The sequence below is a fragment of the Methylibium sp. genome, assembly GCF_031393925.1.
Classification (GTDB): Bacteria; Pseudomonadota; Gammaproteobacteria; order Burkholderiales; family Burkholderiaceae_C; genus Methylibium.
In genome coordinates, this window is sequence record NZ_JANMWL010000288.1 from 1 (window position 1) to 19,534 (window position 19,534).

The following is a 19,534-nucleotide window of genomic DNA, read 5'->3' on the forward strand; positions in this document are numbered from 1 at the left end:
CCGGGCCGAGGATGTGCGAAGCGCGGCGCGCGGCGCCCAGCGGTCCCAGCGGCCGGGATGGCCGAAACCCTGCACACCCCATCCGAGCGGCGCGTCGCGATGCGCGCGAAGCTGCCATTGGTAGCCGAACTCGGTCGCAGACGACGCCTCGGCGCGCACGCGGGTGGGCTCGCCACGCTCGCGGCCTCAATTGATTATTGAGGCTGCGACGCTGCTTTCCAAGTCGAAGTACTGATCGATCAACAGCAGGGCAAACAAGGCGAAAAGGTAGACGATCGAAAAGCGGAAGGTCGGCATCGCCAGGCGCGAGTCGCGCCGCAGCCTGTCGGCCAGCCAGACGAAGCGTCCGCCCAGCGCGGCGGCGCCGGACAGGTAGAGCCAGCCGCTCATCCCGATGGCGAACGGCAGCAGCGCGATCAGCGCCATGGCGACGCTGTACTGCAGGATGCGCAGCGACGTGAACGCGACACCGTGGGTGACGGGCAGCATCGGGATCGCCGCGCGCGCGTACTCGTCGCGACGCGCAATCGCCAGGGCCCAGAAATGCGGTGGCGTCCACACCAGGATGATCAGGAACAGGAGCAGCGCGCCGGGGTCGAGTTGCCCCGTCACCGCGACCCAGCCGAGCAGCGGCGGCGCCGCGCCTGCCGCGCCGCCGATCACGATGTTGTGCGGCGTGGCGCGCTTGAGGTACAGGCTGTAGACGCCCGCGTAGCCGACCAGCGAGGCGAAGGTCAGTGCCGCACACAGCGGGTTGGTGAAGACCACCAGCAAAGCCATTCCCGCCAGGCCGAGCGCAACGGCAAACGTTGCCACCTGGGTGCAGCCGAGCGCCCCGCTGGGCAGGGGTCTGGCGCGGGTGCGGGCCATGATGGCGTCGACGTGGCGGTCGACCAGATGGTTGACCGCGGCGGCACTGGCCGCCACCAGGGCGATTCCGAGCGGGCCGAAGACCAGTACCCGCCAGGGCAGTGCCGAACCCGTGGCCATCAGCATGCCGACGACGACGGTGAACAGCATCAGCGCGACCACGCGTGGCTTGGTCAGCTCCAGGTAGCTGCGCCACGCCGCGCGGGAATTTGCGATGGCGACGGAGGTTTCGATGGCGCGGCCCCGCGCTTTCAGCGGAAAAACAGTAGCCGCGTCAGGTGCGTGTAGTCGGCCTCGGACGACGTCAGCCACACCAGCACCAGCAGCGCCAGCGGCGGCAGCAGGATCGCGTAGATCAGCGCCAGCCGTTCCCACGCCAGGTGCATGAACACCGCGACGATGAGCCCGGCCTTCATCATCATGAAGGTCAGGATCAGGGTCCAGCGCAGCACGCCCTGGAAGTGAAAATAGTCGACGGAGTACGACATCGCGCTGAGCACGAACAGCAGCGCCCAGATCTTCAGGTACAGGCCGATGGGATGATGTTGCTGGCCCGTGCCGGTCGTGCTTGTCATGGTCGCCTCACCAGAGATAGAACAACGCGAAGATGAAAACCCAGACCAGGTCGACGAAGTGCCAATACAGGCCGGCGATCTCGACGATCTGGTAGTTGCCGCGTTTGTCGTAGCGCCCGCGCAGCAGGCGCACCGCCACGACGCTCAGGTAGATCACGCCGGCCGTGACGTGCAGGCCGTGGAAGCCGGTGATCAAGAAGAAGATCGAACCGAACTGCGCCGCACCCATCGGGTTGCCCCAGGGGCGAACGCCTTCTGCGATCAGCTTGCTCCATTCGAAGGCCTGCATGCCGACGAACATGGCGCCGAACGCCGCGGTCACGAACATCAACCTGGCGGCGTTGCGGCGGTCGCGGCTGTAGGCGCAGTTGACGGCCATCGCCATCGTGCCGCTGCTGCTGATCAGCACGAAGGTCATGATTGCGATCAGCAGCAGCGGAATGTCGGCACCGCCCACATGCAGCGCGAACACCTGGCTCGGGTTCGGCCAGGGCACCGTCGTCGAGCTGCGTACCGTCATGTAGCCGGTGAGAAAACTGCCGAAGATGAAGGTGTCGGACAGCAGGAAGATCCACATCATCGCCTTGCCCCACGGGACGTTCTTGAACGCCTCGCGGTCGGACGACCAGTCGGACACGAACTCGTTCAGGCCGCCTTGCGGCGCGGGCACAGACGACATATCAGCTCCTGCCGCAGATGAAATCGACCACGTCGGGCGTGAGCCAGCCGAGCGCGCCGAACAGCACGACCCACACCGCGAGCAGGAAGTGCCAGTAGCGCGCGCACAGCGCGATGCGCCACGGCCTGGGGTCGCGCAGCGTGACGGCCCAGCCGACCAGGCCACCGATGACGTGCAGGCCGTGCAGAGTCGTCAGCACATAGAAGAAACTCGCCGCCGGATTGCCGACGAGCACCACCCGTGCGGCCTGCAGCACCTGCCAGCCCCACAGTTGCACGAGCAGGAAGCCGAACGCGCAGGCGCCGCCAGCGAGCAGCCACTGCCTTGCCCGGATCGGATCCGGCGTGCGGCTCGACCGGTGCAGCAGCAGGCTGCTGGCAACCAGCAGCGCCGTGCTCAACCACAGTTGCCACGGCATGCCGATGGGCGACCAGTCGCCGCTGCCATCCATGCGCATGACGTAGGCGCTGAGGAACAGGAGAAACAGGGTGCTCGCGACACCGATGAACACCCACAGGCCCGTACCGGCCACCGCGGCGGCCCCGGGCTCGACACCACGGCGCGGGGCGCCCAGCACGGCGCTGTTCATTGGGGGACCCTAAGCGCTGCGCGCGATCCCGCCGAGCGGGAGTATTCGCCCTTCGGGCGGCCGTGCGGGCTCATGCGCGTGCCTCCTTCGTGCCTTCATAGGGTTCGGGTTCCTGGCCACCGTCGGCATGCGGAGCGTTCTGCGCGATGAAGTCCTCGCGCGCGCCGGGGACGCCATAGGCGTAGGCCCAGCGGTGCACGACCGGCAGCCGCGCCCCCCAGTTGCCATGCACCGGAGGGGACTGCGGCGTGAACCACTCGAGCGAGGCCGCGCGCCAGGGGTTGGTGCTGGCCAATCGCCCGCGGAAGGTGCTCCACACCAGGTTGAACACGTACACCAGTTGCGCCGCGCCGACGATCAGCGCGACCACGGTGATGAAGGTGTTGAGCGCGTGCGCCGAGGCGGGAATAAATTGGTAGTTGTCGAAGTTGTAGTAGCGCCGTGGCATGCCCAGCACGCCCAGGTAGTGCATCGGAAAGTAGATCAGGTAGGTGCCGATGAAGGTGACCCAGAAGTGAAAGTGGCCGAGCCGGTCGTCGAGCATGCGTCCCGTGACCTTCGGAAACCAGTGGTAGATGGCACCGAAGACAACCAGGATCGGCGCCACGCCCATCACCATGTGGAAGTGCGCCACCACGAAGTAGGTGCCCGACAACGGGATGTCGACGCTGACATTGCCGAGGAAGAGCCCGGTCAGGCCGCCGCTCAGGAACGTCAGCAGGAAGGCGAGCGTGAACAGCATCGGCACCGACAGGTGTATGTCGCCGCGCCACAGCGTGAGCACCCAGTTGTAGACCTTGATCGCAGTGGGCACGGCGATGATCAGCGTGCTGGTGGCGAAGAAGAAGCCGAACCACGGGTTCATGCCGCTGACGAACATGTGGTGGGCCCAGACCACGAAGCTCAAGCCGCCGATCACGACGATGGCCCACACCATGGTGCGGTAGCCGAAGATCGCCTTGCGCGCATGCACGCTGATCAGGTCGGAGACGATGCCGAAGGCCGGCAGCGCGACGATGTAGACCTCGGGGTGGCCGAAGAACCAGAACAGGTGCTGGAACAGCAGCGGACTGCCGCCCTTGTAGTTGGTCACCTGCCCCATCGACACCAGCGCGGGCATGAAGAAGCTCGTGCCCAGCGTCTTGTCGAGCAGCATCATCACGCCGCTGACGAACAGCGCCGGGAACGCCAGCAGCGCCAGGATGGTCGCGACGAAGATGCCCCACACCGTCAGCGGCATGCGCAGCAAGGTCATGCCTTCGCAGCGCGCCTGCAGCACCGTGGTGACGTAGTTCAGGCCGCCCATCGTCGTGGCGACGATGAAGATCACCAGCGACACCAGCATCAGGATGATCCCCCAGTCGTGGCCGGGAGTTCCGGGCAGGATGACGGCGGGCGGGTAGAGCGTCCAGCCGGCGCCGGTGGGGCCACCGGGCACGAAGAAACTCGCCAGCAGCACCAGGACCGACAGCAGGTAGACCCACACGCTCAACATGTTGAGGTAGGGGAACACCATGTCGCGTGCGCCGATCATCAACGGGATCAGGTAGTTGCCGAAGCCTCCGAGGAACAGCGCGGTGAGCAGGTAGATCACCATGATCATCCCGTGCATGGTGACGAACTGGTAATAGCGCTCGGGGTTGATGAACTCGAACATGCCCGGGAAGCCGAGCTGCAAGCGCATCAGGTTCGACAGCACCAGTCCGAGCAGGCCGACCAGGATTGCGATGGTGGCGTACTGCACCGCGATCACCTTGTGATCCTGGCTCCAGACGTACTTCGTGATGAAGGTCTGGGGGGCGAGGTGTTCTTCGTCGTGGGCGTGGTCCATGGCGTTCAAAGCGTGTCGTCAACGCGCCGTCGGAGCCGGCGCGCTTCCATGCGACTTGATGTAGGCCGCCAGCGCGCCGAGTTCGTCTTCGGTCAACTCGATCTTCGGCATGACATTCGGGAAACCCTTTACATCGCGCACCCGGGGGTCGCGGATGAAGCCCTTCAGGTAGGCATCGTCGACCAGCGCCGTGGAGCCGTCGGTCATGGTTTCGGTCTTGCCGTAAAGCCCCTTCCAGGTCGGGCCGACCCCCGGGCTGCCGTCGATCGTGTGGCAGGCCACGCAGCCCTTGGACTGCGCGAGTGCCTTGCCCTGAGCGGCCGGCATGTCGACGCCGCCGGCCGGTGCGGCGGGCCTTTGCGTCTCGGCGAAGGTGGGCTGCGTCTTCAGCCAGGCTCGATACGCCGCTTCTTCCTCGATCACCACGTAGCCGCGCATGTTGGCATGGCCGACGCCGCACAGTTGCGCGCACATCGACTCGTAGCGCCCGACGACCGTCGGGGTGAACCAGAACGAACTCACCTGGCCGGGAACGATGTTCATGCGGGCGCGGAACTGCGGCACGAAGAAGTCGTGCAACACGTCGTGCGAACGCAAGATCACCTTGACCGGTCGGTTCAGCGGCAGGTGGACCTCGTTGCCGACCACGACCAGGTTGTCTTGTGCCAGCGGGTCGGCCGGGTCCAGGCCGAGCGGGTTGGAGCTGCTGACGAAGCGCGCGTCGCTGCCGCCGAACTTGCCGCTGTCACCCGCGAGGCGGAAACGCCATTGCCATTGCTGGCCGACGATCTCGAGCACCATCGCGTCGGACGGTGGCGAAACATAGGCCGCATAGACAGCGAGGCCGGGCGCCAGCAACCCGATGATGCCGACGGTCGTGATGCCGGTCAGCCAGTATTCGAGCTTCTTGTTCTCGGGCTCGTAGGCTGCGCGTCGACCCCCTTCGCGATGCCGAAAGCGCCACAGCGAGTAGACGACGAACAGGTTGATGACGACGAAGAACAAGCCGGTGATCGCCAGCGTGATCGCCAGCATGTCGTCCATCTGTTTCCAGTTGGAGGCCAGCGGCGTGAGCCACCACGGTGTGACGATGTGGAAGACCACCGACCCGATGACGATGATAAACAGCGCGGCGGCGATCGCCATGGGGCCAGCATTTTTCGTGCGAAGGGGCGTGGGCCCCGGAGGGTCAGGCGCTGCGTTGCGGCTTCACGCCGCGCCGCCACAACTGCCAGTACAAAAGCGCGGTCGAAACCCCGAATACGATGTGGGCGATCAGGGTCGACCAGCCGCGCAACTCTGCAAACCACGGTGTCAGTTGAGTCAGAACGTAGAAATTCACCAGGTAGAGCAGCACGCCGACCCCGGCGCCGAAGAGCGGCATGACGCCCAGGCTGGTTTCGTAGTGGAACCCGGCAATGACATAGCCGAGCACGAGGCCGAAGAGGATGCCCAGCGCGTAGTGGATGACCAGCGCCAACGCGGCGACCCGCACGCTGAAGCTGTAGGCCGACGCAGCCAGCGTGTCGGGCCCGAGCACCAGCGCGGCCACGAGTTGGGGGGTGCGCCAAGGCCCATTGCCACTCATCGTCGCGGCCCACGCCAGCTCGAGCACCATCAGGATCGCCCCGGCTGCGAAGCCCGAAACCGCCGCGGCCGTCCAGTCCGGCCGGTTGCGACCCCAGCGGTGCAAATGCAATTGAAGTTCCATGACCACCTCGCGAAGAGGCGTTGGCCCAAGCCGCAGGCGCGGCTCAGGGGAACGCCGGGATATTCGGCTCCACGCCCTCGAAATGGGCTTCGGGATGCAGGGCTTGCAGGCGCTCTTCGATCTCTTCGACGCGCGAGCGCGGCACGTCGACCATTAGCAGGATTTGCCCTTGCTCGATGGCGGGCTCGAAACGTTTGAGGCGGCTGCTGGGGGTGGAGATGCCGATCATGCTCGAAGCCCAGGCGCCGAACCCGGCACCCACGATCGCCAGCACCGCGACCATGCCCCACTGCGGCGAATCGCCGAAGATCGGAAAGAAAATCGCCGCCAGCACACCGAGCACGGCGCCGACCGATCCACCGATCACTAGGCCGGCCTGGGCGGCCCGGATCACGTCCGAGGTTTGCAGCACGTTGGCGGTGTGCAGCCCGGTCATGTCGGAGCCCTCGCGGGCGACGAAGTGGATGTTCGGCTCGGAGATTCGGGCGAGCAACAAGTCATCCATCGTCCGCCTGGCGCTTGCCAGGTCGGGCAACAACCAATAAATGCGTCTTCGCATATTCCCTCCTTGCAATGAGCGTGCGGCGGCAGAGCAGTTCGTGCCGTTTTTTTAATCCTTTTCGCGACTTATGGCAAGCGGCAGTCGTGACGCCGTATTCGAGCCGAACTTGCCGCCCCAGGCGCTGCGGCCGTCGCGGCCCGGGCGCCACGCCGGCCTTGCCGTCGATCTCGCACTCGCCGCGCTCGACCACCGGACTGAAGATTTAGTCGGCCGGATTGGCGCGCACGGCCGCGCTTGCGAGTCCGGCCAGCAACAACAGCGCGCATCGGGCGAGGAGCGGCAATCTCATGGGGCGGTTTCGACTCGCTCTTGTCGCCGCCGCGCCAGCACCGCGGCCAGCAGACCGGCCAGGGCCGCCAGGCCGAGCGGCCACAGGCCCAGGTGCCCCGCCCACGCGGCAAATGGCGTGAGGCCGCTGCGCCCCTGTACCGGCCCTCGCAGCACGCCGCGGCTGTGCGGGGCCAGCGCATGCGTCACCACGCCGCGGTGGTCGATGATGACCGTGGCGCCGGTGTTGGTGGCGCGCACCATCGGCCGCTGCAGCTCGAGTGCACGCAGGCGCGAAATCTGCAGGTGCTGCGCGATCGCGACCGACTCGCCGAACCAGGCGATGTTGCTGAGGTTGGCCAGCACGGTCGGCGCACCGAGCGGGTCGACGAAGCGTGCCGCCAGCTCCTCGCCGAACAGGTCTTCGTAGCAGATGTTGGGGGCCACGCGCTGGCCCTGCACCGCGAAAGCGGGTGCCGCGAGCGGGCCGCGGTTGAAGTCGCCGAGCGGCATGTTCATCAGGTCGACGAACCAGCGAAAGCCCGGCGGGATGAATTCGCCGAAGGGCACCAGGTGGTGCTTGTCGTAGCGATAGAAACCGCGTGGGCCGTCGGCGGCAGCGCGCGACAGGCCGATCGCCGAGTTGGTGTAGCCGCTGGCGGCGTCGCCGAGGGGAATGCCGACCAGTGCGGCGCGCTCGCCGTCGGCGAACGCGCCGCGCAGTCCTTGCCAGAAGCCCTCGGGCAGTTGGGCCGGCAACACCGGGATCGCGGTTTCGGGGGCGATCACCAGGTCGGCGCGCGCAGCCAACAACTCGCCAACGGTCCAGGCGAGCGCCTCGGGCTGTCGAGCGGGCTCGAACTTTTCGTCCTGCGGCACATTGCCCTGCAGCAAGGCCACCGACAGCGTGCCGCTGGCCGCGGTGAAATCAAGCGGCAGGGCCGCCGGCAGCCACCACAGCGCGAGCGCAGCGACGCCAGCCCCGATGCGCTCGCGGCCTGGCCGCTCGACGGCGGTGGCAACGAACGCCGCGACGAATGCCGACCAGGCGCCGATGCCGTAGACACCGAGCCAGGGCGCCAGGCCGGCGAGCGCGCCGTCGACGTGCGCATAGCCGGCAGCGACCCACGGAAAGCCGGTGAACAGGACGCCACGCGCCAGCTCGGCCAGCAGCCATAGCGCCGCGAACAGCAAGGCGGCACCCCACCCCGAGGCAGGCCGCCAGCGCACCCACGCCGCCATGGCCGCGGCAAGGTAGAGCGACAGAAAGCCGCACAGCAGCAACACCGCCAGCGCCGCCAGCCAGGCCGGCATGCCGCCGTAGCGGTGCATGCTGATGAAGAGCCACCACACGCCGCCGCCCAGCCAGGCCACGGAAAAGGCGCCGCCCAGCGCGGCGGCATGCCCCGGCAGCCGGGTGCCCGCCACGCGCCACGCCAGCAGCGCGACGCACGCCGCTTGCAGCCAGCCGGCCGCGACCGGGGGCGCAAACGAGAGCGCGTGAAGCGCGCCGGCCGCGAGCAGCAGCAGCAACTCGGTGGCCAACGGCCAGGCCCGGCTTTGCAGCGGCGTGAAATCCGCCCCCGCCCCCGCCCCAGCGCTCAAGCTTCAGGCGCCGGTCCCGGCGCGGGGGCCGCAGCGTCGGCGCGAATCACCTTGAACCAGCGCACCGCACCACCGCGCGCGAGCATCACTGCAAAGCGCAGCCCGCCGACGTCGACGGTTTCGCCGCGGCGCATGACGCGGCCGAGTTCGTGCGCGACCAGGCCGCCGATGGTGTCGAAATCGTCCTCCGACAGCGCGGTGTCGAACACCATGTTGACCTCGGCGATGGCGGCGTCGCCGGCCACGCGCTGGCTGCCGTCGGCCAAGGTGAACACCCCCGAGGCGTGGTCCTTGTCGTCGAACTCGTCCTCGATCTCGCCGACGATCTCTTCGAGCACGTCTTCGATGGTCAGCAGGCCGGCGGTCGTGCCGAACTCATCGATGACGATGGCGAGATGATTGCGGTTGGAGCGGAAATCGCGCAGCAACTCGTTGAGGCCCTTGGTCTCGGGCACGAAGGTGGCCGGGCGCAGCAGGGCACGCAGGTTGAGTTCGGGCGAGCGCTGCAACTTGAGCAAGTCCTTGGCCATCAGTATGCCGATGACGTTGTCGCGCTCGCCGTCGAACACCGGGAAACGCGAGTGGCCGGTATCGATCACCATCGCCAGCAGCTCGTCGTAGGGCGCCTCGATGTCGAGCAGGTCCATGCGCGGGGTGGCCACCATCACGTCGCCGGCCGTCATGTCGGCCATGCGCAGCACACCCTCGAGCATGATGCGCGACTCTGGCTCGATCAGCTGGCGCAACTCGGCATCGGCCAGCGTCTCGATCAGTTCGTCCTTGGAATCCGGGCCGGGCGCGAGGAACTCGACGATGCGCTCGAACAGACTGCGCTTGTCGCCGGTTTTGTCGGCATGCGGCGACGCCTTGTCGCCTGCGCGAGCAGGTCGACTTGGATGGGGCTCGGACACGGCGGGAGGTGCCTGGAGTGGGTACCGGACAAGAATAACCCAGGGTGATGTCGGCCCTGGGCGCACCGCTGGCGTGCTCGCGCGGGCGCCGGCCCGCCGCTTGCTTGACAGCCCCGGGGCCTTGATTGACAGTCGCCCACCCTCACCTTCGGTGACCGCTTCGCAGCCCCTTGCACACGCCACCATGTCACTCATCCCCGCCACCATCCTCACCGGCTTTCTGGGCTCGGGGAAAACCACGCTGCTCAAGCGCGTGCTGTCCGAGGCCCACGGCCAGAAGATCGCCGTGATCGAGAACGAGTTTGGTGAGGAAAACATCGACAGCGACATCCTGGTCTCCGATACCAAGGAACAGATCGTTCAGATGAGCAACGGCTGTATCTGCTGCACCATCCGCGAGGATCTGCGCGCCACCTTGACCGACCTGGCCGAGCGGCGCCGCAAGGGCGAGCTCGAGTTCGACCGCATCGTGATCGAAACCACCGGCCTGGCCGACCCTGGTCCGGTGGCGCAGACCTTCTTCATGGACGACGAGATCGCCGAAAGCTACCTGCTCGACTCGATCCTCACGCTGGTGGACGTGAAGCACGCGCAGCAGCAGCTCGACGACCGCCAGGAAGCGCGCCGCCAGGTGGGTTTTGCCGACCAGATCTTCCTGAGCAAGACCGACCTGGTCGCGCCGGGGGACACCGAGGCGCTGGTCCAGCGCTTGAAGCGCATGAACCCGCGCGCGCCGCTCAAGGCCGTGCATTTCGGCGAGGTGGCGCTTAGCGAGGTGTTCGACCTGCGCGGCTTCAATCTCAACGCCAAGCTGGAAATCGACCCCGACTTCCTGAAAGCCGACGACGATCACGATCACGATCGCGGCCACGATCACGAGCATGGCGAACACTGCGACCACCCGTCGCACCACCATGCCCACGACGACGACGTGAAGAGCTTCGTGTTTCGCGCCGAGCGGCCCTTCAACCCGGCCAAGCTCGAAGAATTCCTCGGCACCATGGTCAACATCTACGGCCCGCGCATGCTGCGCTACAAGGGTGTGCTGCAGGTGCAGGGGTTCGATCGCAAAGTCATTTTCCAGGGCGTACACCAGCTGATGGGCAGCGACGTCGGGCCGGCCTGGGCCGAGGGCGAGGCGCGCACGAGCAAGATGGTGTTCATCGGCATCGATCTGCCCAAGGACATCTTCGACCAGGGTCTGGCGCAATGCCTGATGTAATTCGCATGGAGCGGCTCGACGCGTCGCTACAATGCGCGGCGCCCGAGCACGGCCCGGCAGCGGCGGCATGCCATACACAACAGGTATGACCGCGCAGGTATGAACCGCCGTGAGGAGAACTCCGCTGTGAGCAAGACCCCGGCCAAGACCGCGACCAAGACCGCGACCCGTCCCGCCGCCAAGCAGGCGAAGGCCCTGCCCGCCGTCAAGCCAGCGGTCAAGGGCACCAAGCTCGCCACGAAAGCGCGGGACTTGCCAGCCGCCAAGTCCGCTGCAAAGTCAGCCGTAAAGCCAGCTGCAAAGCCGGTCGCCAAGAAAACATCCTCTCCTGCGCCCGTCAAGGCGCTGGCCAAACAACCGAGTGGCAAGCCGACCGCCCCCGCGCCGGCTGCCCACAAGAAACCGACCGCCGCCGCCCCCGTGACGAAGGCCTCGGCCAAGACCGTGACTGCCCCGACCCCTCCCCAAGAGATCGCCCCGAAAAAAGCGCCTTCCAAGCCGGCCACCAAGCTGCGCTCCTCGCGCGCAGCGCACGCCCAGCCGGTCGACCTGCATCCGCCGTCGGTGCCGCTGCCGCCACCGAGTCGTCCGCCGCCCAGCAACGTGATCGACCTGCCGCGTCCGGTGCGCAAGATTGACCCGAAGCTCGCCAACGTCTGGAAGACCAAGGCCGGCCGTGACCTGAGCGAAGACGAGCTGATGTCGATGCCCGACGCCGAGTACATGAAGGACAAGCAGCTCGATTTCTTCCGCACGCGGCTCATGCAGCAGAGGAACGACCTGCTCGACAACGCCGGCGAAACCACCGAGCACCTGCGCGAAGACACCTCGATCGTGCCCGACCCGGCCGACCGCGCCACCATCGAGGAAGAGCATGCACTCGAGCTGCGCACGCGCGACCGCGAACGCAAGCTACTCAAGAAGATCTCGCAGTCGATCGCGCGCATCGAAGCCGGCGACTACGGCTTTTGCGACGAGACCGGCGAGCCGATCGGCCTGGGCCGCCTGCTCGCGCGCCCGACCGCCACGCTGTCGCTCGAGGCCCAGCAGCGCCGCGAGATGAAGCAAAAGATGTTCGGCGACTGACCGGCCAATGCTCGCCTGACGGACTGCGCCGATGGTCGACACCAAGCACGATTCCAAGCCCGATTCCAAGGACGGCAGCACCAGCTTCTTTCGCAAGGTGGTGAAGTTCGTCGCCAATCCGGCGACCGACTGGACCGAGCTGACGGCGCCACCCGAGGAGCCGATACAAAACGGCTACGCCAAGAGCGAGCTCAAGGCGATGATCGAGCGCAAGCGCCGCAACGACTTCGTGCGCAAGCGCGAGTTCGACATGCTGCGCAAGATCCGTCGCGAAGGCCTGCCGGCCGATGGCCTGTCAGGCATGCAGGGCACGTCTGATCTCGACGACTCGGATCAGCCCCGCTCCAGCGTGGCGCGCCCGGATGACGCGGTGGTCAAGGCCAAGATCGATGAGATCGAACAGCAGATGGACGGCGAGGTGAGCGGCCGCCGCAGCCAGATCACCCACACACCCTCGTTCTACACCGCCCCGACGGCGCAGGGCCGCTTCGACGAACAGGCGCCGGCGCTCAACCAGCCGTTCAGCAACGATGCGCCCTCCGATGCGGGGCCGGACACGCAACCATCGGAGTCACCCGCGGCGGCCTCTGCCTTGCCGAGCAATGCGCTGGCTTGGGATTCGACGTTGACCGAGGCGCGTGCTGCGTCCGCATCGCCGGTTGCAGCGGGGCCCACAGCGCCGGCCCTTGCGTCGAGCGTGTCGGCATCGCCGATCCGCGGGCCGGCACTGGGCCCGGCGGCCGCAACCAATTTTGGCGGCCCCCTGGGCGTCGAGGTCAACGACGTCGCCCCCGACCCCGAGCTTGACGAGGCGGTCATCTCCTTCGCCAATGCCGAGTTCGAAGCCTGCGAGCGCTCCATCAACGAGCTGATCTCGTCGCGCGGTACGCGCAGCAACCACGCCGAAACCTGGCTGGTGCTGTTCGACCTGTACCGCGCCACCGGGCAGCAGATGCCCTTCGAGAGCCTGGCGCTCGACTACGTTCAGCGCTTCGGTTGGTCGGCGCCGCAGTGGTTCTCGATACCGCAGTTGGTGGCGGCGGCCGAGGCGCAGTCGGGCGGTGCGGCGCGCGGCGGTGCGGTGCGCGTCGAGGGCAACGTCGGCTGGATCGCGCCGGGACGCATTGATGTCGACGCTGTGACGCAGTTGCGCGCCAAGACGCTGCAGATGCCGATGCCCTGGGTGCTCGACTGGAGCCCGGTGGCTTCCATCGAACTCGACGCTTGCAGCGACCTGATCAGGCTGCTGCACCACTGGAGCACGCAAGCGATCCAGATGCGCTGGATGAATTCCGAGCGCGTGCTGACGGTGCTTGCCGAGGCTGCGCCCACGGGTTCCCGTGATGCCGACCCGGTGCTCTGGTTGCTGCGCCTGGAGATGCTGCGCATGTCGAACCGGCCCGACCAGTTCGACGAAGTGGCGATCGACTACTGCGTGACCTACGAGGTCTCGCCGCCGTCGTGGGAGCGGCCTCTGTCGAGCGTCAAGCGTGCCGACACCGGCGGCGTCACGCTCAATTCCCGCGCCATGGTGACCGAAATCTCGACCGGCTTCGCCGAATCGCAGGTGCTCGAAGAAACCGGCGGCATCCGCAGCGCCGCCGTCGAGCTCTCGGGCCAGCTGGTGGGCGACATCGGCGACGTGCTGAGGCAACTCGAGGCCAAACTCGGCGGCGCCGGGGTTGTCAACATCAACTGTTCGCGGCTGATTCGCATGGATTTCTTGGCCGCAGGCGATTTGCTCAACTGGGTGCTCAACCGCCGCACCGAGAACCGGCTGGTGCATTTCGACGAGACGCACCGCCTGCTGGGCCTGTTCTTCAACGCGATGGGCATCAGCGAGCATGCCCGCGTAAGGGCACACACCGTTTGAGCCCGGGCGCAGCGACACACCCGAGCCTGCCCGTTGAACTCGGCGCCGCCGGCCCGATCTGCCCCTGATGGACTCCTACCACGGCACCACCATCCTCAGCGTGCGGCGCGGTCAGCAGGTCGCGCTCGGCGGCGACGGGCAGGTCACGCTCGGTCACATCATCGTCAAGGCCAGCGCGCGCAAGGTGCGCACGCTCTTCAACGGCCAGGTGCTGGCGGGGTTTGCCGGCGCGACCGCGGACGCCTTCACGCTGTTCGAGCGCTTCGAGGCCAAGCTCGAGAAGCACCAGGGGCAACTCGCCCGGGCCGCCATCGAACTGACCAAGGACTGGCGTACCGACCGCGTACTGCGCCGGCTCGAAGCGATGCTGGCCGTGGCCGATCGGCAGACTTCGCTCATCATCACCGGCAACGGCGACGTGCTCGAACCCGAGTACGGCATCGTCGCCATCGGCTCCGGCGGCGCCTATGCCCAAGCAGCCGCCCGCGCCCTGCTGGTACACACCGAGATGGCGCCGCGCGAGCTGGTCAAGAAGTCACTCGAAATTGCCGGCGAGCTGTGCATCTACACCAACCAGCAGCACACGATCGAGGTGCTGGAATGAGCCCGGTGCCGGGCCGCCACGAAGCGCGCGGGCTTCCCTGGCGCGATCGCTCGAGGTATGCCGCCAGCCAGGGTCTGTCATGGGCATGACGCCACAAGAGATCGTCCGCGAACTCGACCGCCACATCGTCGGCCAGAACGCCGCCAAGCGTGCGGTGGCCATCGCACTGCGCAACCGCTGGCGGCGCCAGCAGGTCGACGACGCGCTGCGCCCCGAGATCACACCCAAGAACATCCTCATGATCGGGCCCACCGGCGTGGGCAAGACCGAGATCGCGCGACGGCTGGCGCGGCTGGCCGACGCGCCCTTCATCAAGGTCGAGGCGACCAAGTTCACCGAGGTGGGCTATGTGGGCAAGGACGTCGACTCGATCGTGCGCGACCTGGTCGACATGGCCGTCAAGCAAACGCGCGAGGTGGCCATCCGCGCCCACCGCACGCACGCCGAAGACGCCGCCGAAGAGCGCCTGCTCGACGTCCTGCTGCCCACAGCGCGCGCCGAATTCGGCATCGCCGCCGCGCCGGCTGCCGACAGCGCCGCGCGCCAGACCTTTCGCAAGCGCCTGCGCGAGGGCGCGCTCGACGACAAGGAGATCGAACTCGAACTCACCGAGCCGCGCAGCGCCGTCGAACTGCTCGGCCCGCCCGGCATGGAAGAGATGGCCGAGCAGTTGAAGGGCATGTTCGCCAACCTCGGACAGCAGCGTCGCAAGGTGCGCAAGTGCAAGATCTCCGAAGCGCGCCGCCTGCTCATCGACGAGGAGGCGGCCAAGCTCGTCAACGAAGACGAGATCAAGGCGCAGGCGCTGGCCAACGCCGAACAGAACGGCATCGTCTTCATCGACGAGATCGACAAGGTGACCTCGCGCTCCGAGGGCGGTTCGAGCGGCGCCGAGGTGTCGCGCCAAGGCGTGCAGCGAGACCTGCTGCCGCTGGTGGAGGGCACCACGGTGACGACCAGGCACGGCATGGTCAAGACCGACCACATACTTTTCATCGCCTCGGGTGCTTTCCACCTGAGCAAGCCGAGCGACCTGATCCCGGAGCTGCAGGGGCGCTTTCCTATCCGCGTGGAGCTGGGTCCGCTGTCGGTCGACGACTTCGAGGCGATCCTGACGCAGACGCACGCCAGCCTGGTGCGCCAGTACCAGGCGTTGCTGGCCACCGAGGGCGTCACGCTCGAGTTCCTTCCCGAGGGCGTGCGCCGGCTCGCGCAGATCGCCTTCGACGTGAACGAGCGCACCGAAAACATCGGCGCGCGACGGCTCTCGACCGTGATGGAGCGTCTGCTCGACGAAGCCAGTTTCGACGCACCCCATCTGGCCGGCCAAACGGTGACGATCGATGCGGCCTACGTCGACGCCAAGCTCGGCGCGCTGGCGCTCGACGAGGATCTGTCGCGCTTCATCCTCTGAGGCGCGGGCGGCGGCGACCGCCACTCCGTCCCACACAATCGCCGCGCGCGACAGGCAGGAACGCGCAGGCAAGACAACGAGGGGAGATCCGTTATGCGCGTGCGTGCCCTCAAGGCAGCGGCGGTGCTGCTGCTCACCGTTTCGATCGGCGCGTTGGTATTCGCGCTGGGGTCGTCCGAGCAGGCGAGCCGCATCCAGGGCCCGAGCGCGCTGGTGGCGGTGGACGGGCGCGAGGTCTGGATCAGCGTCGATGACGAACTCTGGCGCGTATCGCCCGACGGCGAGTTGCGCTCGCGCACGAGCCTCGCGAGCATCGGGCTGCCGGGGCCGCCCGCCAATCTGGCGCACCACCCGAGCGGCGCCATCGTGGCGACGGTGCGCGACGACCCGGCGCTGTATTTCATCGACGCCACTCAGCCTCACGTCGTGCGCAAGATCGAGCCACGCTGGCCGTCCGACCTGGCGCGGCACGGTGCGCGCGCCATCAACCTGGCCTTCCATGGCGACGGCCGTTTCGCCATCGCCACCGGCGGCGGCCACACCGTGGCCCTGTTCGACGCCGAGGGCGCCTATCTCGCGCGCACACCCGAGGGCACCTACAAGTTCACCAACGGCCTTTGGTGGCAGGACGATGCGCTCTGGACCACCGACACCAACCGCTACCGGCTCAAGCGGCTGGACGGAACCACGCTCGCGGTGCGCGAGGAGCGGCAGCTCTCCGAACTGTCGCCCTCGCGCTACCTCGGGCCGGCGCGCGCTCACCCGCGCGCCGGCCCAGAAAGGCGCGCGGCGCTCGTGCGGTTTCGCAACGGCATGGTGCAGGGCGGCATCGTCGCCATCGGCGACGGCGATCGGGAAGCGGCGTTCCCGCATGCCGGCGAGATGGAGCCGCGCGACTTCGACTGGCTCGGCAACGGCGAGCTGCTCGCGAGCGACGGCGCAACGTTCTCGGTACTGCGCTGGTCGGCCGATCGCCAGCCGCTCGGCGCTTTCGGCGACGCCGCGCTGCGCGGGCACTGGGACGAACTGGCGAGCCGGCGTGCGCGGCTGCAGCATCGCTACAGCGTCGGCATCGCGGCGGCCATCGCGAGCTTCGCGGTCGCCTTCGCGCTGGCACTGTGGGCCGAATGGTCGGGCCGGCGCGCACGCCAGCGCCGCGCGCCGATCGACCTGTCGCGGCTGGGCACGCTGCGTGTGTCGCAAGGCGAGCTGATTCGCATGAACCTGCGGGTCAATGCCGGGGTTCTGTGGGTGGGGGTGTCCTGGGCGCTGTTCGAACTCACGCCCCTCTCGCGCTGGCTCGACGCGGCCGGCGGCACGGGTCTGCGGATCGGCGTTCTGCTGGTGGTCATCGTGGCCGCCCTCATCAGCCTGCCGATGTGGATGCGTCGTCTGAAGCGCGTGTCGCGCGAGAGCGCATTCGAGCCAATGTTCAATGCGCTGGCCGTGCGCAAACTCGAAGCCAGCGACGCCCTCGGCATGGACCTGCGCGACGGCGAGCACGTGCTCGAAACTTTCACCTGGATGCGCCCCACGCTGCACTGGGCAGTGCTCACCAACGAGCGGCTGCTGGTGTACGTGGCCACGCTGATGGACCACCGCCTGCAGTCGCAGCATGCACTCGGCGACGTGGTCGCGGTGAGCACCGAGCGCGGCACGCTGACTCCCGGCCAGGCTCAGGCGAGCGAGTCATGGCTGCAATGGAGGGCCGGCGGCTGGCTCGAGCTGGTGCTGCGCGGCGGCGAGGTGCTGTCGGGCGCGGTGTCGTCGGCCACGGTCGCCGGGCGGGTCGTGGCCACGCTGCTGCGGCGCCCAGGCGTGCTGGCTGGGGGAATACCGACCGCCCGCGCCCAGGGGAGCGCGGGGGCGACCACGCGCCAGCCTGACGCTCGCACGGCCGCGCTCGCGTCGGCTCTGATTCCGGGCCTGGGCCAGTGGATGCAGCGCCGCAAGGCGGCCGCGCTGCTGATGTTCGTGCCTTGGGCCTTGGCGATGGTCACGCTGTTCATTCCGATCGTCTGGACGCTCTACGGGCCGCGTGCCGAGGTTTCCACGTCCACCCTTGCCTCTGCCGCGGTCTTGGCGCTGTTTGATGCGGCCTTCGCCGCTTGGGACGCGTGGCGCATGGGCCCGCGGACTGCCGCATGAGCGCGCATGGCGCATCCGGGTCGACTCCTCTCGAGGGCAACACGCAGTCGTTGCCGAACAAGCCCTTAGGGTTTGCGGTCGCACGATGACTTGGCGCAGGCGCTGGGCCAGACACTGGGACGAAGTCAGGTACTGCTCGGCGGCCTGTCGCAAGCTCAGGTCGCCGGATGGCTGAGGTTGCGTGCTCGCGGCTTTGAGCGACCTCGGCCGCTCAACGCCGAAGCCGCGCCGCAGCGATGGTCAGCAGGCCGTCGAAGATCAGCGTGTCGATCAGTTCGTAGTCGATGCCCAGCGCCGGAGCGACCTTCCAGCCAGCGCCACCGGTCACGATGCAGCGCGGCGCCTGGCCGCATTTGGCTTGCAGTTGTCGGTGCATGCGTTCGATCGCGCCGGTGATCGCGAAAGTGCCACCGCTGGTGAGTGCGTCGGAGGTGTTGGTCGGAAACTCGCGCACCTCGCCAGTCGGAACGCGCAGCCCCGCGGTGCCAGCCTCGAGGGACTTGAGCATGATGCCGTGGCCCGGCAGGATGAGGCCGCCGAGAAAACGTCCGTCCGGGTCGAGCGCATCGACGGTGACCGCGGTGCCGACCATCGCCACCAACACCGGTACGCGCACGCCCACTGCCGCGAGCCGTGCGCGCGCGCCGATGAGCGCGACCCAGCGGTCGCTGCCCAGGCGCAGCGGGTGGTCGTAGCCGTTGGTGACGCCCGCCTCGGTCGCGCTCGAGACCACCCAGCGCGCCGCCACGTCCCACAGCTCGAGCTGTTCCTCGACACGGTGGCGCACCGAGTCGCCTGCCACGCAGCAACCGAGCATGGCGTCAGGCGGTGCGAGGCGCGCCCAGTCGCCGCCGCCGTCGGCGAGCTGGTCAATGTTTTCGAGGAACACCGCGCCCTGCGCCAGCGGCTCGCTGGCGGGCGTCAGCGAGCCGTACTGCGCCCACTTCAGCCGCGTGTTGCCGATGTCGATGGCCAGCAAATTCATTGCGCTCGCGCTCCGTGCCGCTTCATTCGGACCCGACTCCCGGTTCGGTGTCTTCTTGCACCAGCGTGTTGCCCAGGCCCAGCAGTTCACGCGCCTTCGCGACGCGGCGCTGTGCTTCGCGTGGCCGCCGCGCCAGGCTGCGCTGGATCACCCACACCAGCCCGATCAGCTGCGAGCGCGTGCGGGCCCGGCTGACCCGCAGTGCCAGGAGCGAGCCGCTCACCGGCCCGTCGACCAGCACGCTGCCGAGCAGCAGGGCACGCACTTCGGCAAGAACCTGCTCGTCGGGGTCGCCGTCCTCGCCGGCTGCGCCGCCGTCACGCGCGTCGGTGTCCACGGTCTCGTGCGGGCCCGGCGGGGCCGCACGAGGCCGAAACGGGTCGGGCGCAGTCGCCTCGGCAACGAAGGGGGACGGCACGTCGGGCACTGGCAGGGCCGCCTGCGCCATCGGCTCGTGCAGCGCCGGCTCATGCATCACCGGGTCGCTTGCGTCGAGCGGTTCGTCGAGCGTTGTCAGAGGGTCGCCGGGGGCTGACTCGGCGAGCACCGCGGTCGGCTCGGCACGGGGCTGCGGCTTGGCATGCTGCGCTGGCTCGACTGGC

General features: G+C 67.8%; 18 protein-coding genes and 1 pseudogene. 7 read left to right on the top strand and 12 right to left on the bottom strand.

The genetic code is table 11. The features are described from left to right. Positions 1–186: 186 nt before the first annotated feature. The 10 genes from cyoE to RMO12_RS14930 all read right to left on the bottom strand — a co-directional run bounded on the left by cyoE (position 187) and on the right by RMO12_RS14930 (position 9,600). Complete coding sequence (gene cyoE / locus RMO12_RS14885; protein WP_405029691.1) at positions 187–1,104, bottom strand: heme o synthase; 918 nt, start codon at positions 1,102–1,104, stop codon at positions 187–189. A 17-nt stretch (positions 1,105–1,121) separates the two neighbouring features. Beyond that, complete coding sequence (locus RMO12_RS14890) at positions 1,122–1,445, bottom strand: cytochrome C oxidase subunit IV family protein (RefSeq protein WP_309639872.1); 324 nt, start codon at positions 1,443–1,445, stop codon at positions 1,122–1,124. 7 nt (positions 1,446–1,452) lie between these two features. Next, positions 1,453–2,124, bottom strand: coding sequence for a heme-copper oxidase subunit III family protein (locus tag RMO12_RS14895; RefSeq protein ID WP_309639873.1), 672 nt, complete (start codon positions 2,122–2,124; stop codon positions 1,453–1,455). A gap of 1 nt (position 2,125) precedes the next feature. Further along, a complete protein-coding gene (locus RMO12_RS14900) occupies positions 2,126–2,713 on the bottom strand; it encodes a bb3-type cytochrome oxidase subunit III (protein WP_309639874.1) in 588 nt (195 codons plus the stop codon). A gap of 70 nt (positions 2,714–2,783) precedes the next feature. After that, complete coding sequence (locus RMO12_RS14905; protein WP_309639875.1) at positions 2,784–4,544, bottom strand: cbb3-type cytochrome c oxidase subunit I; 1,761 nt, start codon at positions 4,542–4,544, stop codon at positions 2,784–2,786. A gap of 18 nt (positions 4,545–4,562) precedes the next feature. Continuing rightward, a complete protein-coding gene (locus RMO12_RS14910) occupies positions 4,563–5,690 on the bottom strand; it encodes a cytochrome c oxidase subunit II (RefSeq protein ID WP_309625887.1) in 1,128 nt (375 codons plus the stop codon). Between the two features lie 43 nt (positions 5,691–5,733). After that, on the bottom strand, positions 5,734–6,255 hold the full coding sequence (locus tag RMO12_RS14915; protein WP_309639876.1) for a hypothetical protein: 522 nt from the start codon (positions 6,253–6,255) through the stop codon (positions 5,734–5,736). 43 nt (positions 6,256–6,298) lie between these two features. Beyond that, positions 6,299–6,814 carry a DUF1269 domain-containing protein gene (locus tag RMO12_RS14920; RefSeq protein ID WP_309639877.1) on the bottom strand — a complete coding sequence of 172 codons (516 nt, stop codon included), beginning with the start codon at positions 6,812–6,814 and terminating at the stop codon, positions 6,299–6,301. A gap of 288 nt (positions 6,815–7,102) precedes the next feature. After that, positions 7,103–8,689 carry an apolipoprotein N-acyltransferase gene (gene lnt, locus RMO12_RS14925; RefSeq protein WP_309639878.1) on the bottom strand — a complete coding sequence of 529 codons (1,587 nt, stop codon included), beginning with the start codon at positions 8,687–8,689 and terminating at the stop codon, positions 7,103–7,105. Continuing rightward, positions 8,686–9,600: a transporter associated domain-containing protein gene (locus tag RMO12_RS14930; RefSeq protein WP_309625883.1), complete on the bottom strand. Its 915-nt coding sequence runs from the start codon at positions 9,598–9,600 to the stop codon at positions 8,686–8,688. Before RMO12_RS14930 ends, lnt begins: the two co-directional genes overlap by 4 nt. A 184-nt stretch (positions 9,601–9,784) precedes the next feature. Here RMO12_RS14930 and RMO12_RS14935 point away from each other — a divergent pair, with 184 nt between their 5' ends. The 7 genes from RMO12_RS14935 (at position 9,785) to RMO12_RS14965 (ending at position 18,122) form a co-directional block, all read left to right on the top strand. Then, on the top strand, positions 9,785–10,822 hold the full coding sequence (locus RMO12_RS14935; protein ID WP_309639879.1) for a GTP-binding protein: 1,038 nt from the start codon (positions 9,785–9,787) through the stop codon (positions 10,820–10,822). Between the two features lie 126 nt (positions 10,823–10,948). Then, positions 10,949–11,908, top strand: coding sequence for an RNA polymerase-binding protein DksA (dksA, locus tag RMO12_RS14940; protein ID WP_309625881.1), 960 nt, complete (start codon positions 10,949–10,951; stop codon positions 11,906–11,908). Between the two features lie 31 nt (positions 11,909–11,939). Further along, entirely contained in the window at positions 11,940–13,781 is a 1,842-nt protein-coding gene (locus RMO12_RS14945) for a hypothetical protein (RefSeq protein ID WP_309625880.1), read from the top strand. A gap of 67 nt (positions 13,782–13,848) precedes the next feature. Beyond that, on the top strand, positions 13,849–14,385 hold the full coding sequence (gene hslV, locus RMO12_RS14950) for an ATP-dependent protease subunit HslV (protein WP_309625879.1): 537 nt from the start codon (positions 13,849–13,851) through the stop codon (positions 14,383–14,385). A gap of 85 nt (positions 14,386–14,470) precedes the next feature. After that, complete coding sequence (hslU, locus tag RMO12_RS14955) at positions 14,471–15,799, top strand: ATP-dependent protease ATPase subunit HslU (RefSeq protein ID WP_309639884.1); 1,329 nt, start codon at positions 14,471–14,473, stop codon at positions 15,797–15,799. 93 nt (positions 15,800–15,892) lie between these two features. Beyond that, positions 15,893–17,947, top strand: a complete 2,055-nt coding sequence (locus tag RMO12_RS14960) for a hypothetical protein (RefSeq protein WP_309639880.1) — start codon at positions 15,893–15,895, stop codon at positions 17,945–17,947. An 85-nt stretch (positions 17,948–18,032) separates the two neighbouring features. Beyond that, entirely contained in the window at positions 18,033–18,122 is a 90-nt protein-coding gene (locus RMO12_RS14965) for a DUF2256 domain-containing protein (protein WP_309639881.1), read from the top strand. A gap of 36 nt (positions 18,123–18,158) precedes the next feature. On the opposite strand, the gene RMO12_RS14970 is transcribed toward RMO12_RS14965, so the two are convergent. Together RMO12_RS14970 and RMO12_RS14975 are read right to left on the bottom strand one after the other, a co-directional pair. Next, positions 18,159–18,932: a type III pantothenate kinase gene (locus tag RMO12_RS14970; protein WP_309639882.1), complete on the bottom strand. Its 774-nt coding sequence runs from the start codon at positions 18,930–18,932 to the stop codon at positions 18,159–18,161. Positions 18,933–18,954: 22 nt separating this feature from the next. Further along, positions 18,955–19,534: pseudogene (locus RMO12_RS14975) on the bottom strand (hypothetical protein); the annotation flags it as partial.

Excerpts from the sequence above, each read along its gene's own strand:
- RMO12_RS14890 (WP_309639872.1), bottom strand. The coding sequence starts at position 1,445 with ATGACAAGCACGACCGGCACGGGCCAGCAACATCATCCCATCGGCCTG.
- RMO12_RS14895 (WP_309639873.1), bottom strand. The coding sequence starts at position 2,124 with ATGTCGTCTGTGCCCGCGCCGCAAGGCGGCCTGAACGAGTTCGTGTCC.
- RMO12_RS14900 (WP_309639874.1), bottom strand. The coding sequence starts at position 2,713 with ATGAACAGCGCCGTGCTGGGCGCCCCGCGCCGTGGTGTCGAGCCCGGG.
- RMO12_RS14905 (WP_309639875.1), bottom strand. The coding sequence starts at position 4,544 with ATGGACCACGCCCACGACGAAGAACACCTCGCCCCCCAGACCTTCATC.
- RMO12_RS14910 (WP_309625887.1), bottom strand. The coding sequence starts at position 5,690 with ATGGCGATCGCCGCCGCGCTGTTTATCATCGTCATCGGGTCGGTGGTC.
- RMO12_RS14915 (WP_309639876.1), bottom strand. The coding sequence starts at position 6,255 with ATGGAACTTCAATTGCATTTGCACCGCTGGGGTCGCAACCGGCCGGAC.
- RMO12_RS14920 (WP_309639877.1), bottom strand. The coding sequence starts at position 6,814 with ATGCGAAGACGCATTTATTGGTTGTTGCCCGACCTGGCAAGCGCCAGG.
- RMO12_RS14935 (WP_309639879.1), top strand. The coding sequence starts at position 9,785 with ATGTCACTCATCCCCGCCACCATCCTCACCGGCTTTCTGGGCTCGGGG.
- RMO12_RS14945 (WP_309625880.1), top strand. The coding sequence starts at position 11,940 with ATGGTCGACACCAAGCACGATTCCAAGCCCGATTCCAAGGACGGCAGC.
- hslV (WP_309625879.1), top strand. The coding sequence starts at position 13,849 with ATGGACTCCTACCACGGCACCACCATCCTCAGCGTGCGGCGCGGTCAG.
- hslU (WP_309639884.1), top strand. The coding sequence starts at position 14,471 with ATGACGCCACAAGAGATCGTCCGCGAACTCGACCGCCACATCGTCGGC.
- RMO12_RS14960 (WP_309639880.1), top strand. The coding sequence starts at position 15,893 with ATGCGCGTGCGTGCCCTCAAGGCAGCGGCGGTGCTGCTGCTCACCGTT.
- RMO12_RS14965 (WP_309639881.1), top strand. The coding sequence starts at position 18,033 with ATGACTTGGCGCAGGCGCTGGGCCAGACACTGGGACGAAGTCAGGTAC.
- RMO12_RS14970 (WP_309639882.1), bottom strand. The coding sequence starts at position 18,932 with ATGAATTTGCTGGCCATCGACATCGGCAACACGCGGCTGAAGTGGGCG.